The sequence below is a fragment of the Ruminiclostridium cellobioparum subsp. termitidis CT1112 genome (assembly GCF_000350485.1).
Classification (GTDB): domain Bacteria; phylum Bacillota; class Clostridia; order Acetivibrionales; family DSM-1351; genus Ruminiclostridium; species Ruminiclostridium termitidis.
This window is the reverse complement of the sequence record NZ_AORV01000030.1, coordinates 26,995-42,027: the sequence shown is the minus strand read 5'-3', so window position 1 is coordinate 42,027 and position 15,033 is coordinate 26,995. Positions and strand designations below refer to the sequence as shown.

The following is a 15,033-nucleotide window of genomic DNA, read 5'->3' as shown; positions in this document are numbered from 1 at the left end:
AAAAAAGGCTATATGCCTTTTTTTATTTTCAGTATTTGGGAAAAGATCATACTGTTATTATCAAAATTAATGGTATTCGAGATACTGGCATACTTGCTTAGAATTTTGTCGACTATACTCAAACCGTGTCCGCGATTGGTGCCTTTTGTAGAATAACCGTCCTGTCTGATACTTTCAAGATTTGGAATGATACTGCAGCTGTTATCTATTACAATATCAATACTTTCTTCTTTATTTTCCAGACGCATTTCAACTTCCTTATCACTGCTTATTGCAGCGGCTTCTATGGCATTATCCAGATAAATCCCTATTATTTCACAAAGTTCGGAGATCTTAACATTGGGAATGGAGTCTATTTCACCTATTGCCTGCAGGTTGAATTTAATTCCGGTCTTTTTAGCATAATCCATTTTGGAGGAGATAAGTCCGAAGAGTCCCGCATTTTTAATATCACATACCGATGTATCCACAATGCTCTCAGTAGTATTAAATATTTCACTTATATATGAATTTGCCTGATCGAATTTTTTCATTTTCAACATTGCGGAGATAACTGTCAAATGGTTGGCCTGGTCATGTTTGAACCTTCTTAAATCCTGTATTACCAGGCTTAGAGATTCATTGTAAAAAGCTTGTTGTTTTTCTTCCTCTATTTTCATTTCATATTTGTAGAAATTGTTTATGTACCAGACAGAAACGATTAAATAAATCAAGGACAATATGAGTGTGGCAGTAAAGGATATGGGATCGAAGCTGACTATATAGTGGACTCCTGCATTTAATACAAGCATCAGCAGTGTAATAAATAACAGGATAATTACAGGCTTTAGATTTTTAAACTGTCCCAGCTTTTTTGCAAAGGGAGTAAGCAGAATAATAATTGATGTAAAAAAATAAACCAGCGCATTCATAACAGCAAACAGAAAGACGTTATTTGTTATTACATCGGGAGTGACATTCACATCTGAGAAAAATGACAAAAACCAATGGTGCAAAGAAATTACAAAGCATTACTGCCAGCATAATTGTGCAAAATGACAGCAAAGCTCTTACTAGACTGATTTTAAGTAAATATTTAATAACTATAATGCTGAGTATTAATAGAAAAAAGGATTTCAAAAACTGCAGGTTACTCGGAAGGTACTTCATACAAAGAGTTGATAAAAGACCGTTTGAAATACCAAAACAAATAATGAATACTACAAGTCTGGTCTTCGCCGACCTGATATTAAAATTTGTTTTTAAAAATAATGTACCAAATAACCGGTAATCATTGCAAAAAGTGTATTAACAACCATCAACTGAATTAACACAAATTTGTCTCCTAACTATTTTTATTTTATTTCTATTACCTGAATTGCATATAAGTAATTAATGTAAAGTTTTTATTAAAAATGTACATTAATGTTGCCTTTAAATGAGTCCATGCATTTAAAGAAATTATTCTGCGTTGATGATGCATTGATTATATATATTTCCCATATTTTTACTATACTATATAAATATTTTATATCATATAAGCTAAAATAACAATATTCACTATGAAATACAATTGATTTTTTTTATCTATTTTCGACAAAAAAATTAACCTTGACAAACCCATTAAACGATAATAATATATGTTTATAAAATTAATAAACAAAAGGCGGTATAGTTTAAATGGCTAATGACTTTATAAATATGACTCTGGAAGAAATAAAAAATGGATATCACTTTGATACTGTAAAAAACTGCTACATATGTAATATATGCGGGAAGGAATTCGGGATTGGAGAGATTTTCCCGTCAGGGAACAGGTTTTTTAATGCAGATAGAATGATAAATATCCATGTGGGGGAAGAGCATCCCGATTTGCTGGAGCTGCTGACCTCATACAACAAAAAGTATACGGGAATTACTGATAATCAAAAGGAAATCCTTGAGATGATGTACCAAAGTATGACAGATAATGAAATAGCCAAAAAGACAGGTGTGGCAGCTGCCACAATTCGACATCAAAGATTTGTTTTTCGGGAAAAAGCGAAGCAGGCAAAGCTATATCTGGCCATATACGAACTGGCTTTAAGAGGATTGGATAAAGGGAGAATACGTGCGGAAAGCAGTGACGAAATTATTGATATCCATGAGGGAGCCAGAATGATCGACGACAGATATATGGTAACAAAGGCAGAGGAGGACAAAATCCTTGAGGCTATGTTTACCTCTTTGTCGCCTCTTAAACTGAAAGTAATCTCCAGTAAGGAAAAAAAGAAAATTGTTATTTTAAAAAAAATATCCCAACAATTTGAAAGGAATAAGCATTATTCAGAAAAAGAAGTAAATGGTATATTGAAGCAAATACATGAGGATTTTGCTACCTTGAGACGTTATCTTATAGAATATGGATTTATGGAACGGACAAATGACTGTAAGGAGTATTGGTTGAAATGAAAGAAGATATTATAAGATTTTTAGATGATGAGCAAAAAATAAAAATATGGCCTTCCAAAGTAGAAAAGAAAATTCAGATACTTGAGTACCTGGCCACCAAGTTTGAATACGGAAAAATATATTCCGAAAAAGAAGTAAATACCATTATAGAAGATTGGCATTCATTTAACGACTATTTTCTACTGAGAAGAGCTCTGGTTGATTATAAACTGTTATGCCGTACCAGAAACGGAGCGCAATATTGGAGGGAATCAGCTAAATCAAATGTTTTCCCCTGTTGAAAAATCCTCTGTATGCCGGATAACATGCAATAAATGATGAAATGGAAGCAGCGGAAAGGAATTTTTTCGCATAAAAAATCAACCCAGCAGTTCTATATTTTTAACCCTGCCATTTTCTACGGTTATTCGCTTGTTTGCTAACTTTCTGCTCTGCTCAGTGTTATGTGTTACCCATAACACTGTTATACCTTCATTATTCAGCGATTTTATTACTTTTTCTACAATTTTTGTATTTTCAACATCAAGTGCTGCTGTGATTTCATCCAGCAACAAAATTTCCGGTTTGAACAGCAGACTTCTGATCAACGACAATCTTTGCTTTTCTCCTCCGGATAGGTTTTTAACTTCTTTTGCCAGGAATTCTATGGGCATTTGAAATTTTGAGAATAATTCATTGACTCTTACATCATCTATTTGTAAATCTCTTATTAAAAAAGGAAAACGGATATTTTCAATAACAGTGTCGCCGAACAGGTAGGGTGTCTGAAAACAATAGGTTATGCTTTTTCTTAATTCTGTTGGGGCGTACAGGTTCAGGTTAACGGCCTTAAACAGTATGTCACCTTCCGTAGGGCTTATCAGGTTGCTGCAAAGTTTTAAAATTGTACTTTTACCGCTTCCTGAAGGACCTGTAATTGAAACAAAATCTCCCTGTTCAATATTCAGAGATATGTTTTCCAATATGGAATTATTGGAATGAATATAAGTTACATTGCGGAATTCAAGTAAGGACACGGTTCAGCACCTCCATAAATGTGTACCTTTTATTATATTCCCATATATCACAGCTATAATCAAGCTGTTGGCATGCAATGCAATATAATGTACAATATGTATATCATATAAAACCACTTTAAAATAAAGACTGGTATGTTGTTGGCATGATCCCTGCAGTTAATTAATAAAAGGGGTAAAGTTCGGCCTGTGAAATGAACGCAGGGAGGGCATCTGACTGTGAATTTGGCAAATAGTACAATTCAATGTGTTTTAAAGCGACATTTTTATAAATAATTTTCTGCTTCAACGTATTGAAATATAAGAATTATAGGTATATAATTAGTATGCTAATAGAATAATTCGTTAGGTGAGGTTCCTATACAGATATATGCTGCTGCCCGGAAACATCGAGAGATGCCAATGGGTCAACAGGTACTACCGAAATAAGGTTTTACTTAATGTAGCTGGATTTGTTTTTCCTAAGCTGTATAGTGCTAAAACTCAACGAGTGAAGGTGTTTTTTTATGCTTAAAATCCGTCACTCGTAGTGTCGGTTTTTTTATTGTTTTTTATCATTTTGTAAAGGTAGGTGAATGGTATGGATTGTGACCCTGACAGTAGCAACTTAAAATTTAATAAAAACCTTACTTGGGTTTATTTTTCATGCCGTCATGTCTTTGCATGTCTTTGAATGTTCTGATACTATGATTTTATAGTCTGGAAAATCAACCCTTGTTCCTAAAAATATTAAAAGAGGGTGAGACAAATGATGGATATTTTTAAGACTGTAAACAATGAAATAGTACGGATAAATTCATTTGATGAGGGCTCCTGGATCAACATGGTGAACCCCACCGAGGAAGAAATCAATAGTGTTAACAGTGCATTGGGCGTTGAAATCGATTTTCTGAAAGCCGCGCTGGATGAAGAGGAAAGAGCACGTATTGAGAGCGACAGCGGACAAACTCTTATAATTGTTGACATACCCATAGTTGAAAAAGAAGGAAAATTGAATGTTTATACAACCATTCCTCTGGCAATCATACTTATAAAGCATATCATAATAACTGTTTGCCTGAAGGAAGACACTTTTTTAAGCGATTTTATCAACAATAAGGTTAAATCCTTTTTGACCCAGTTCAAGACCAGATTTGTACTTCAAATACTGTACAGGAATGCAACAAGGTATCTTCAATATCTGAAGCACATAGACAAAACCAGCAGCAGGATAGAACAGGAAGTGTACAAGTCAATGAAAAACAAGGAAGTCATCCAGATGCTTAAACTGGAAAAGAGCCTTGTGTACTTTTCAACCGCTTTAAAATCCAATGAAGTTGTTCTTGAAAAATTAATGAAGTACGATCATATAAAAAACTATCCCGAGGATACCGAACTTCTTGAGGATGTCATTATTGAAAACAAACAGGCCATCGAAATGGCTAACATATACAGCAGCATTTTGTCAGGCACAATGGATGCTTTTACCTCGGTCATATCAAATAACCTGAATATAGTTATGAAATTTCTGACTTCGGTTACCATCGTTATGGCCATACCTACAATGATTTCAAGCTTTTTCGGAATGAATGTGGTTATTCCGCTGACAAGCCATTATGCATTTTTTATAATAATGGGTTTATCCCTGGCTATGTGTCTTATAGTAGGTTATACGCTGTATAAAAAGAAATTATTTTAGAAAACAAAAGTGCCTAATTAAGGTAGTCCTGCATAAGACAGTATAAAAACTTAAACCGTTTATGAGCTACTGCCAAGAAAAATGTCTAAAACAAGCGTATCGTTCGCAATGAGCGATACGCTTGTTTTTACTCCCTGCGTAATGGGCAGAGTGCATAATGAAGCAAGAATTAGAAATCAGCAATAACAAGATGGTAGTCAACAGACAGGTATATTGTATGAGCAGAGCACCGTATTTTAATGCTTCACTTAGGGACAACTTAACTCGAAGTGAAGCATTTTGGCAGTACTAAGCCATCTATAAAAGAATACAAAAACATTTTCTGCATCTGTCGAAAATATTTTTGTAAGATGGTTGATATTTATGTAAGGCAGATGTAGAATACTGTTGTAAGGCAATTGTCTTAAAAGGAGTTGATATGATGAACGCAATGAAAAAACTACCGGACGCGGAGTTTGACATCATGAAAGTGGTGTGGGCTAATGAGCCACCTATCACGACCAACATCATTATGCAACAGCTAGGAAATGAAAGAGAATGGAAAGCGCAGACAATCATTTCCCTTATGCTGAGGCTGGTAGAACGTGGCTTTATACGAACTGAAAAAAACGGAAAAGAACGCACCTATTTTCCGCTTATCAGCAAGGAGGACTATTTGAAGTTTGAAACGGGCGACTTCATGGAACGGTTTCATGGCAATTCTTTCGCCAGCTTGGTTGCTACGCTCTATAACGGTAAGAAAATAAGGGACAGCGACCTTGACGAATTGGCGAGGTGGTTGAAAGGCAGGAGGGAGTAACATGGAAACATTCTTCGTTATATTACTGCAATGCACTCTCTCCATGTCTGTTATAACGCTTCTATATGCGGTTGTTTTGCCGATACTGTCAAAACGCTATGCCGCGAAGTGGCGTTATATAATTTGGCTGGTGATAGCCGCTGGGTGGATATTCCCTTTTCGCCCCCGGGTTAATCTATCGTTTCTACCTACACAAATCGCGGATATATCTGTTACGCCAATACAGCCAATAATTATCAATGCCATGCCGTCTACGACTGTTGCAGAGCAAACTGTAAACGTTCCCACAACAATCTCTGTGTGGTTGGTACTTGCGGTGATTTGGATTATGGGTGTCGGAAGTGTCGTATTGTATCATGCTATGCGACATATCCGCTTTATGAAAACAGTACGTCGTTGGAGCGAACCCATAACCGATTTAGAACGTATAGAAACCTTGGGCCATTTAAAGGCCGAACTAAATATTAAAGCACAGGTAAAGTTAAGCGTTTGCCAAAATGTTGCAAGCCCAATGCTTGTGGGCTTTTTCCGTCCTGCTATTTTACTGCCGCCTGTCGAAATTGGGATTGATGAATTACCTTTTATTTTAAAGCATGAGCTAATTCACTATAAGCGGCATGACCTATGGTATAAGGCGTTGATTTTGGCGGCAACCGCGTTCCACTGGTTTAATCCACTGGTTTATCTCATGGCGAAATCGGCGGCAGTACAATGTGAAATTTCTTGTGACGCGCTGGTTTTACAGGGCGCGGATTTTGAGCGGCGAAAGCAATACGGCGAAACAATTATTGGCGTTGTCAGAAATGGAGTGAAACTTCAAACGGCATTATCAACTAATTTTTATGGAGGTAAGAAAGGTATGAAAACTCGAATTTCATCAATTGTGGATACGAAACACAAAAGAGCTGGTGTTGCAGTCCTCTGCGTAACGCTGGCTGGCATTATGCTGACGGGTGCTACGTTTGCCGTTGCCGCAGACGAAGATCCGGCGAACGGATATACTGTTATTGCAGAAGAAACAGCTTATGCGGAAACGCCGGAAAGTAAGTCGGAAATGTATGCTGTTTATGAACAATATGGACTCACCTATAACAAAATCACAGACCAATTACTTTTCAATGGCGAATTAGTCAGATATTTTGAGGATTATTACCCGGTTGGCACAGGCGAAAATGGGGCTTATAGCGGGATTGATTACTTCAATAAAAATGGCACGGTTGATGTTCATGGAGTAAGAGATTTGTCAGAATTAACCCTCAACTCCGATGGTTCGACTGACCCGAGCGGCAAGCTTACGGGAGTAGAACCGTACAGTCAGGCAGAATTTGATGCACGAGATATTGAAGATTTAAAAAATCCGCCCATGCAAGCAACGACGGTTAATGATTCCTCATCAGGGGGCAATTCCTTCACGGCGCAGGAATTATCGGACGACAGTTTTTCGGGGAACACTTATGCAGCGGAAACCGGCTCTGTATTAACCCCGGATGAATATGCAGAAATGTACGCAGTATATGAGCCGTTTGGCTTGACCTATGATAAAGATTCAGCTTGTTTTTACTATAACGGTAAGCTTGTTCGGCAGTTTGTCGATATATTAATGTCAAATGGAGAATCACTATCGGGTGGTAAATTTAAAGGTTCTATGAGGCAGATAATCAACCCTGACGGAAAGGGTGAGGTAGATGTTTATACGGTTCGTGATTATGAAAAATTGGATTCTGATGGCAGCGGTACCTTGATTGACATAAAGGCGTGCAGCCAAGAGGAGTTCGATGCCAACACCGGAATATGAGAGCAATACTGATGCAAATATCGCACAGAATTAAAGTCCTAATATGAGTACAAACAGAAAACCGTTGTTTTAGCGGTTAGATAGCTATGCGCTATTAAGAAGATAAATGCAAAGCGACGGTTTTGAAGCTTAAAATCAAAGCCGTCGCTTTTCTCTACAAAAAAATAAAATTGCAGGGGTGTGATAGATGCGCCCTCTTACAGTATGGCGGCTTTGGGAATGGAGGATTAACCATGATAACTGTAAATCTAAAAGACCTTTACTACTGGTGCAAGGAAGATGTTTTCGTAGAAATCACAGAGGAAATGCTGGAAGCCATGAAAGCCACTGACCGTCAGGAATCCGCATACAAGCGGTGTACTTACCTTTACAAGGGACACTACACGTTAGATATGGGGAACAGTTACGTTAATATGTCTTTCCAACAATATATTTTTTCAAATACTCTCTCAAATTATTATCGCAGACATAAACATACGTCCCCCTGATACCACGAGTTAAAAAAACTGCATATGTATTGAGAATGTATTCTCTCAATTCTTGATCTGTTACGCCATTCTTTACTTTGTCATCAACAAAATTATCCTTATTCAGCTTTCCCCGGCAGACTGGAAAACCGTGTCCGGTCTTACAAAAAAGGGCGTAACCGCCGAGGGCGATATTGCCGATTTGAAGAAACAGCTTGCCGCCGCAAAAAAGGACGCGCAGATATATAAATCCCGTTGGGAATGGCTGTTAGAGGAAACAAAGCTATTCAGGGAAGCCGTGAAATACGCACCGCGCTTGGTAAAAGAATTTCTTGCTTCTGTATTCCGCAGACCGCCAGAGGTCAAAACCGTTGTTGTCAAGGATATGTCCCGGCTTGGGCGTGACTATTTAAAGGTAGAGTTTTATACCGAAGTTCTCTTTCCTGAAAAGGGTGTACGTTTCATTGCCATCAATAACGGGATTGACAGCAACAACCAGCAGGATAGCGATTTTACCCCATTTTTGAATATCATCAACGAGTGGTATGCCAAAGATACCAGCAAGAAGATTCGAGCGGTTATGAAGTCCAAGGGTGAAGCGGATGAATACCTTTACACTCATCCGCCTTATGGTTACAAGAAAGACTCAAAGAACCCGAAAAAATGGATTGTGGACGAAGAAGCGGCGCAGGTGGTACGGCATATTTATGCTTTATGTTTGGAGGGCTACGGCTCTACACAAATCGCACGAATACTTAAAGAGAATAATATTCCTGTTCCAACGGCCTTCTGGCTATCCAATGGGCGCAAGCCAAATACCGTCTTGCCTGATAACCCCTGCAAATGGGTATCGGATACCGTAGCTTATATCTTTTAGCGCAAATAATATCTTGGACATACGATTAATTTCAAAACTTACCGTAGGTCTTACAAGTCCAAGAAAAAACTATGGAACCCGGAAGAAAAGCAGATGGTATTTGAGAATACCCATAAAGCGATTATATCTGTTGATGTATGGGAAAAGGTACAGGCTTTGCGGAAAAACAAGCGCAGGCCGACACGGACAGGCAAGACGAATTTGTTTTCGGGTGTTGCTTATTGTGCTGATTGCGGGGCGAAGCTCTACTACTGCACCAGCAAAAGCTTTGAAACAAGACAAGACCATTTTGTTTGTTCCACTTCAAGGCTTAAAGGTGTAGAAACATGCTCCACACATTTTATCCGTGCTGTTGTTCTGGAAGAAATGGTGCTCTGGCATTTGCAGTATGTAACTAGCTTTGTGACGGCATATGAGGATATATTCCGGGATAAAATGAACGCCAAGCATACCACAGACCGCAAGAAGCAATCCGCTCTTCGACGTAAGCACATTGCACAGGCAGAACGGCGTAGTGCTGAATTATCTAAGCTATTTAAGCGTATGTATGAGGACAATGTAAGCGGAAAACTCAATGATATTCGCTTTGAGGAATTGTCCAACGATTACGAAGCGGAACAGGCTGACTTGGAAAACAAGCTGGAACAATGGCAAGTGGAATTGACCAAGCAAGAACAGCACGCTGATGATGTGGAACGATTTATCTGCAAGTGCAGGCAGTACACGGATTTGATAGAACTGACCCCCGCAATCTTGAATGATTTGGTTAATAAGGTATTTGCAGAAGCACCTGATAAGTCTGACGGAAAACGCAAGCAGAATATTCATATCAGCTATGATTTGGTAGGGATTCTGCCGGAACTGAATAACCCGATACATGAAGAAATGGCATAGCTTTTTACGCTACGCCATACTTCATTCAAATACTGTTTTATCAAGGACTGCCTTAAGGGGCACTTTTTATCTTTCTATTAAAGTTCCTGAGCCGTCATAAAAACTTTCATCAGTGTTTCTTAAAATGCCCTGGCTGTCGTAGAATTCTTCATCAGCCTGCCTTAAAATACCCATAAAGTCAAAATAATCATCACCGGGATCGCGTAAAATACCTTCACTGTCAAAGTAGTTTTCGCCGGGATTCCGCAAAATACCTTGACCATCATAGTATTTTTCCTTAAGGGAATACAAAATCATCACTCTTTCTGGAGAATTATTGATATCATTATAACACATATTAACAGTAACAGAAAAGGTATTTTCATTATTTATATACTTAAATTACCAGACTGCCGGCCGCTTTTAACCGGTATTGGTCCTTTATTTTATTCCTGTCCGGCTTTATTAATTTTATTTAATAGAGGTTCAAAAGCTTGATTACAGGAGCCGTTGTGCTATAATCAAATAAAAGTTTTTGGTATAGCAAAGCGATAGAGCAGATAAATTCTAAATACAATAAAAATACAATAAATAAACATCGCTTTTGGAGGTAGTATGACTGCAAATACAGATAATATATTCGATATAGTCATTGTTGGAGCGGGAGCTGTCGGTTGTGCAGTTGCCAGAGAACTGTCAGGATTTGATTTGAAAATAGCCGTACTTGAAAAGGAAAGCGATGTTGCAGCAGGCACCAGCGGCCGGAACAGTGCAGTGGTACATGCCGGCTTCAACAACAAGCCCGGAAGCCTGATGGCCAAGCTTTGCGTGGAAGGCAACGAAGGCTTTGAAAAAGTTTGTTCCCAGCTGCACGTACCTTATAAGAAGACCGGAAAGCTAATCGTTGCCTTTGATGAGAGCGATTTTGCCGGCATTGATCAATTGATGGAGAACGGCCGCAAAAACGGTGTAAAAGGGCTTGAATTCGTGGACGCCCATACCGTTAAAAAGCTGGAGCCGCATGTTGGCGGAATCGGCGCCATGCTGTCCCCCAACACTGCCATAACAAGCCCTTTTATATATACTGTGGCGCTGGCCGAAAATGCCGCTCAAAACGGCGTTGAATTCTACTTTGAGACAGAAGTGAACGGCGTATCAAAGAGGGACGGTTTATTCAGGCTGACCGCCGGAAAAAAACATTTTTTCAGCAGGTACATAATAAACAGTGCCGGGCTCTACTCTGACAGGATAGCCGCTCTTGCAGGCGACAAGGGTTATGAAATCTACCCCTGCCGCGGAGAATATTTCATATTGGACAAAAGGACCAGCCAGTACCTGAGTATGCCGGTTTACCCCGTTCCAAGGCCGGGGCTGGGCGGACTGGGCGTGCATCTCACACCTACAGTCGAAGGAAACATACTAATAGGCCCAAGTGCCGAATATATAAAATCGAAGAGTGATTACAGTGCTACAAAAGGTGTGATGGACCAGTTATTCAAAGAGGCAAAGGAACTGCTTCCTGCCCTTGAAATGAAGCACATCATCAGGAGCTATACAGGCATAAGATCGAAGTTGGTGGGACCAAAAACCGGCGGCTACGGGGACTTTATTATAGAGGAATCCGGCGTTGTTCCGGGGCTTGTAAATCTTATCGGTATCGAGTCCCCCGGTTTGACAGCTTCAGTGCCCATCGGCAGGATGGTAAGAGATATAATCGCCGGCAAGGAGGAACTTGTTCCTAAAAAGGATTTTATTGCCGAAAGAAAAGGTATAACGCCCTTCCGGGAACTGACGCTGGAACAGAAGGAAAAACTTATAAAAGAGTGTCCGGAATACGGAGAAATTGTTTGCAGATGTGAGGGCATAACAAAGAAGGAGATACTGGACGCAATCAACAATCCTCTGGGAGTGACTACCCTGGCCGGTATCAAATACCGGGCAAGGCCCATGATGGGAAGATGCCAGGGCGGCTACTGCCTTACAAGGATTGTTGATATTCTGAAGGAGCAAAAGGGGATTGAGCCGGAACAGGTTACCTTGAGGGGAAATAACTCAAAGCTGTTTACCGGACGGGTCAAATAAATGGCCGATTAACCTCCTTTATTCGCCTTACAGCGGATGAGGGAGTGAAGAGATTTCGTTACAGTTTTGTGGCCGCTATGTGGCTCATGGAGGTTAGCTTGAAAGACTTCACTTGCGTTCGTCTTCCAAGCAAACCTGTGAATTTATGGCCGTGCGAAATATTCAAAGTATTTACCAATACTTTGAAAGCGCACATGGCCGATTAACCTCCTTTATTCGCCACATTGCGATAAAGGATAATTCTTGCATAACATTTTGTGGCCACGAATGTGGCTCATGGAGGTTAATATGTTGATAAATAAGGATTTGATAATAGTCGGCGCCGGTCCGGCCGGTCTGGCGGCAGCAGTTGAAGCCAGGAAAAGAGGTATAGACGATATACTGGTTCTGGAGAGAGAGCCGGTAGCGGGGGGGATCTTAAATCAATGCATTCATGACGGCTTCGGGCTTATAAAGTTCAATGAGGCGCTGACCGGGCCGGAATATGCCAGAAAATATATGGATGAAGCGGATGAAATGGGTATAGAGCTCATTACCAACGTAATGGTGCAGGAACTCAGCAGTGATAAAGCTGTGACCACCGTCAGCCCTGACGGAATAAGAAGCTATCAGGCAAAAGCTGTTATTCTTGCCATGGGCTGCAGGGAGAGAACCAGAGGAGCCATATGCATCCCTGGCACCAGGCCTGCCGGGGTATTTACGGCCGGTGTGGCTCAAAATCTTGTAAACATCAGAAATGTCATGATCGGAAAAAATATCATAATATTGGGTTCGGGCGATATAGGGCTCATTATGGCCAGAAGGCTTACGCTTGAGGGTGCCAATGTTCTGGCGGTAGTGGAAAAGCTGCCTTATTCCAGCGGACTTCAAAGGAATATTACCCAATGCCTTGATGATTTCGGGATTCCGCTGCTGCTCAGCCATACGGTTACCAATATAGAAGGCAGGGAACGGGTGACAGCAGTTACAATATCCCGGGTTGATGAGAAGGGCAATACCATCCGGGGCACTTCAAAAAAATATGATTGCGACACCTTGATACTTTCGGTGGGCCTCATTCCCGAGAATGAATTATCACTGAATGCCGGAATAGAAATTGACCATGTGACAGGCGGCCCGCGTGTGGATGAAAAGCTTCAGACCAGTGTTCCCGGAATATTTGCCTGCGGAAATGTACTCCAGGTGCATGACCTGGTGGATTACGTATCGGCGGAAGGAGAGCTGGCGGCCGGTTCGGCCGCTGAATATATCGGGAGCAGCACGGCAGACGGCTGTGGCAGTGTAGATGTGGGTGTAGGTGTAAATGCTGAGGATAAGGGCCCAAATGGTGAGAATCCGCTATCCTATGAGAAAATATCGGTGAGGGCAGGCCGGGGTATCAGATATGTATTGCCTCAGACAATAAGGCCCGGCAAAGCAGTAACCTTTTCCATGCGAGTGGTAAAGCCTGACAGGGAAAAGACAGTCTGTTTTAAAGCCGGTGACAGGATCATAAAGAAAAGGAAATATACAGCCTTGAATCCTGCCGAAATGATACGTATGGACTTAAGCCAAAATGAACTGAAGGACGTTTCGGAACTGGAGGTATGTATATATGAAGACTAACAGGGAAATGGTGTGCATTGTATGTCCCAACGGCTGCAGGCTGAATGTTTTTGTCGATGAGCAAAACAGGGTCACCCGTGTTGAAAACGCATTATGCAGAAATGGAAAGACGTATGCTGAAGACGAAGTACAGTGCCCAAAGAGGAGCTTGACCTCCACTGTAAAAGTAAAGGACGGAACACATCCGCTGGTAAGTGTCAGAAGCAGCAAGCCCATACCGAAGGAAAAACTGCAGGAAGCCGTTGATACGCTCAGGCTTCTTGAACTGACTGCCCCTGTGGATTTCCACCAGGTGATTGTTTCGGATATTATGGGCACCGGTGCGGATATTGTAACAACCAGGCAGATAGCAAAAGCCCGGTAATTATGGAAACAGCAAAAAACTCAAGGACGGGAGGAGGCTGAAAGGAACCATGGCCGGGAAAATTAACTGCCGTAACTGTAAATACCACTATATAACATGGGACAGTAATATGCCATACGGATGTAAGGCTTTTGGCTTTAAAACAAGGCAAATACCTTCACTGGTTGTTTTTCAGTCCTCGGGCAAAGACTGTCAGGCCTATGAACAAAAGCAGAAAGACTCCCGCAAATAACCTGTTATGACACATTTGGCAATTGGGCCGAAGAATTATAAATCTGGCCAAGACTGTCATGAATAATATTGCATTTTCCGGTTTCACCGGCTTTTGATATATACCTGCACCTGGTATAGGCCTCTTTGTTGACTGTGGCGCAAATATGGCAGGGTATGCCTCCAGAACAGCTGCCCATCATTATACCTTCCAATGCTTCCAGTCTTGTGACGCTGCCGTTGATATTTGATGAAATAAAATTTCTGAAGTAATTTTTTGAATCAAGAACTTCAAAATTGAGGCAGGGGGACTTGAAAAGCCAGGGGATCTGTTCCTCCTCTTCAATGTACGAGGGGCCGGTCATCAGAGTGGGATCGGGTACAATGCAGGGGACGAGAGAGGCGCACGCTTCATACTCTCCGCAGGAACACACATATTTCTTAATGACCTTGTCATAGTAAAGATGCATGCAAAAGGCGCAGGATCGGTAGGATTCTATTTTATGCCTGTAATAGAGTTTGGAGCCGAAAATATTCATGTAATAAAATCTGTAAATCAGGTCCATGGAAAGCAAACCCTTATTTTTAAGGAATCTTACTATTATATTTATTCTGCTTTTTATGTATTCCATTATTTTCACCTCTGCAACATTTTACCACATGAGATACAAAGTTTACTATATTTCCCAATGACAATGAATAATTTAACAATTTGCAATTACTCTCATATTCTTAAAAAAATTTTTGACTGATATTATACAAGATAAGTCAGTTTTTTCGTCAATTATTTTTCCGGTGTGATATAATTAAATTGTTGAAAAGAGCAAAAGAAATCAG

Annotated in this window: 15 protein-coding genes, 1 pseudogene and 1 riboswitch; of the genes and pseudogenes, 12 read left to right on the top strand and 4 right to left on the bottom strand. The window is 40.3% G+C overall.

Going from position 1 to position 15,033, the window contains the following annotated elements; all coding sequences use genetic code 11:
* Nucleotides 1–8: 8 nt before the first annotated feature.
* Nucleotides 9–980 carry a sensor histidine kinase gene (locus CTER_RS10515; protein ID WP_242834967.1) on the bottom strand — a complete coding sequence of 324 codons (972 nt, stop codon included), beginning with the start codon at nt 978–980 and terminating at the stop codon, nt 9–11.
* A gap of 679 nt (nt 981–1,659) precedes the next feature.
* On the opposite strand from CTER_RS10515, the gene CTER_RS10510 reads away from it, so the two are divergent.
* Together CTER_RS10510 and CTER_RS10505 are read left to right on the top strand one after the other, a co-directional pair.
* A complete protein-coding gene (locus tag CTER_RS10510) occupies nt 1,660–2,430 on the top strand; it encodes a DUF2087 domain-containing protein (protein ID WP_004625436.1) in 771 nt (256 codons plus the stop codon).
* Nucleotides 2,427–2,711, top strand: coding sequence for a DUF2087 domain-containing protein (locus CTER_RS10505; protein ID WP_004625419.1), 285 nt, complete (start codon nt 2,427–2,429; stop codon nt 2,709–2,711). The genes CTER_RS10510 and CTER_RS10505 overlap by 4 nt, the downstream gene beginning before the upstream one ends.
* Before the next feature lie 78 nt (nt 2,712–2,789).
* On the opposite strand, the gene CTER_RS10500 is transcribed toward CTER_RS10505, so the two are convergent.
* Nucleotides 2,790–3,446 carry an ABC transporter ATP-binding protein gene (locus CTER_RS10500; protein ID WP_004625457.1) on the bottom strand — a complete coding sequence of 219 codons (657 nt, stop codon included), beginning with the start codon at nt 3,444–3,446 and terminating at the stop codon, nt 2,790–2,792.
* Nucleotides 3,447–3,780: 334 nt separating this feature from the next.
* Nucleotides 3,781–3,948, top strand: a riboswitch (M-box (ykoK) riboswitch).
* Nucleotides 3,949–4,194: 246 nt separating this feature from the next.
* On the opposite strand from CTER_RS10500, the gene CTER_RS10495 reads away from it, so the two are divergent.
* The 6 genes and pseudogenes from CTER_RS10495 to CTER_RS29050 all read left to right on the top strand — a co-directional run bounded on the left by CTER_RS10495 (nt 4,195) and on the right by CTER_RS29050 (nt 9,956).
* Complete coding sequence (locus tag CTER_RS10495) at nt 4,195–5,124, top strand: magnesium transporter CorA family protein (RefSeq protein WP_004625420.1); 930 nt, start codon at nt 4,195–4,197, stop codon at nt 5,122–5,124.
* A gap of 421 nt (nt 5,125–5,545) precedes the next feature.
* Nucleotides 5,546–5,923 (top strand): BlaI/MecI/CopY family transcriptional regulator, encoded by a 378-nt coding sequence (locus CTER_RS10490; RefSeq protein ID WP_040760817.1) that lies wholly within the window; start codon nt 5,546–5,548, stop codon nt 5,921–5,923.
* Between the two features lies 1 nt (nt 5,924).
* Nucleotides 5,925–7,718 carry a M56 family metallopeptidase gene (locus tag CTER_RS26945; RefSeq protein ID WP_004625441.1) on the top strand — a complete coding sequence of 598 codons (1,794 nt, stop codon included), beginning with the start codon at nt 5,925–5,927 and terminating at the stop codon, nt 7,716–7,718.
* A 233-nt stretch (nt 7,719–7,951) separates the two neighbouring features.
* Nucleotides 7,952–8,206, top strand: coding sequence for a hypothetical protein (locus tag CTER_RS28120; RefSeq protein WP_004625467.1), 255 nt, complete (start codon nt 7,952–7,954; stop codon nt 8,204–8,206).
* A gap of 130 nt (nt 8,207–8,336) precedes the next feature.
* Nucleotides 8,337–9,434: pseudogene (locus CTER_RS29055) on the top strand (recombinase family protein); the annotation flags it as partial.
* Nucleotides 9,429–9,956, top strand: coding sequence for a DUF4368 domain-containing protein (locus tag CTER_RS29050; RefSeq protein ID WP_341349521.1), 528 nt, complete (start codon nt 9,429–9,431; stop codon nt 9,954–9,956). The pseudogene CTER_RS29055 and the gene CTER_RS29050, both read left to right, overlap by 6 nt.
* Before the next feature lie 66 nt (nt 9,957–10,022).
* On the opposite strand, the gene CTER_RS10465 is transcribed toward CTER_RS29050, so the two are convergent.
* Nucleotides 10,023–10,253: a hypothetical protein gene (locus CTER_RS10465; protein ID WP_242834966.1), complete on the bottom strand. Its 231-nt coding sequence runs from the start codon at nt 10,251–10,253 to the stop codon at nt 10,023–10,025.
* 297 nt (nt 10,254–10,550) lie between these two features.
* Here CTER_RS10465 and CTER_RS10460 point away from each other — a divergent pair, with 297 nt between their 5' ends.
* From CTER_RS10460 to CTER_RS10445, 4 genes are all read left to right on the top strand, one after another.
* Nucleotides 10,551–12,017: an NAD(P)/FAD-dependent oxidoreductase gene (locus CTER_RS10460; RefSeq protein ID WP_004625416.1), complete on the top strand. Its 1,467-nt coding sequence runs from the start codon at nt 10,551–10,553 to the stop codon at nt 12,015–12,017.
* A gap of 288 nt (nt 12,018–12,305) precedes the next feature.
* A complete protein-coding gene (locus CTER_RS10455) occupies nt 12,306–13,622 on the top strand; it encodes an NAD(P)/FAD-dependent oxidoreductase (RefSeq protein WP_004625417.1) in 1,317 nt (438 codons plus the stop codon).
* Nucleotides 13,612–13,986 (top strand): DUF1667 domain-containing protein, encoded by a 375-nt coding sequence (locus tag CTER_RS10450; protein ID WP_004625412.1) that lies wholly within the window; start codon nt 13,612–13,614, stop codon nt 13,984–13,986. Before CTER_RS10455 ends, CTER_RS10450 begins: the two co-directional genes overlap by 11 nt.
* A 49-nt stretch (nt 13,987–14,035) precedes the next feature.
* Complete coding sequence (locus tag CTER_RS10445) at nt 14,036–14,218, top strand: hypothetical protein (protein ID WP_004625406.1); 183 nt, start codon at nt 14,036–14,038, stop codon at nt 14,216–14,218.
* A 4-nt stretch (nt 14,219–14,222) separates the two neighbouring features.
* On the opposite strand, the gene CTER_RS10440 is transcribed toward CTER_RS10445, so the two are convergent.
* Entirely contained in the window at nt 14,223–14,828 is a 606-nt protein-coding gene (locus tag CTER_RS10440) for a hypothetical protein (RefSeq protein WP_004625458.1), read from the bottom strand.
* Nucleotides 14,829–15,033 lie beyond the last annotated feature (205 nt).

What these genes read in the sequence shown, in the direction of transcription:
- CTER_RS10510 (WP_004625436.1), top strand. Translation starts at nt 1,660, where the DNA reads ATGGCTAATGACTTTATAAATATGACTCTGGAAGAAATAAAAAATGGA.
- CTER_RS10505 (WP_004625419.1), top strand. Translation starts at nt 2,427, where the DNA reads ATGAAAGAAGATATTATAAGATTTTTAGATGATGAGCAAAAAATAAAA.
- CTER_RS10495 (WP_004625420.1), top strand. Translation starts at nt 4,195, where the DNA reads ATGATGGATATTTTTAAGACTGTAAACAATGAAATAGTACGGATAAAT.
- CTER_RS10490 (WP_040760817.1), top strand. Translation starts at nt 5,546, where the DNA reads ATGAACGCAATGAAAAAACTACCGGACGCGGAGTTTGACATCATGAAA.
- CTER_RS26945 (WP_004625441.1), top strand. Translation starts at nt 5,925, where the DNA reads ATGGAAACATTCTTCGTTATATTACTGCAATGCACTCTCTCCATGTCT.
- CTER_RS28120 (WP_004625467.1), top strand. Translation starts at nt 7,952, where the DNA reads ATGATAACTGTAAATCTAAAAGACCTTTACTACTGGTGCAAGGAAGAT.
- CTER_RS29050 (WP_341349521.1), top strand. Translation starts at nt 9,429, where the DNA reads ATGGTGCTCTGGCATTTGCAGTATGTAACTAGCTTTGTGACGGCATAT.
- CTER_RS10465 (WP_242834966.1), bottom strand. Translation starts at nt 10,253, where the DNA reads ATGATTTTGTATTCCCTTAAGGAAAAATACTATGATGGTCAAGGTATT.
- CTER_RS10460 (WP_004625416.1), top strand. Translation starts at nt 10,551, where the DNA reads ATGACTGCAAATACAGATAATATATTCGATATAGTCATTGTTGGAGCG.
- CTER_RS10455 (WP_004625417.1), top strand. Translation starts at nt 12,306, where the DNA reads ATGTTGATAAATAAGGATTTGATAATAGTCGGCGCCGGTCCGGCCGGT.
- CTER_RS10450 (WP_004625412.1), top strand. Translation starts at nt 13,612, where the DNA reads ATGAAGACTAACAGGGAAATGGTGTGCATTGTATGTCCCAACGGCTGC.
- CTER_RS10445 (WP_004625406.1), top strand. Translation starts at nt 14,036, where the DNA reads ATGGCCGGGAAAATTAACTGCCGTAACTGTAAATACCACTATATAACA.
- CTER_RS10440 (WP_004625458.1), bottom strand. Translation starts at nt 14,828, where the DNA reads ATGGAATACATAAAAAGCAGAATAAATATAATAGTAAGATTCCTTAAA.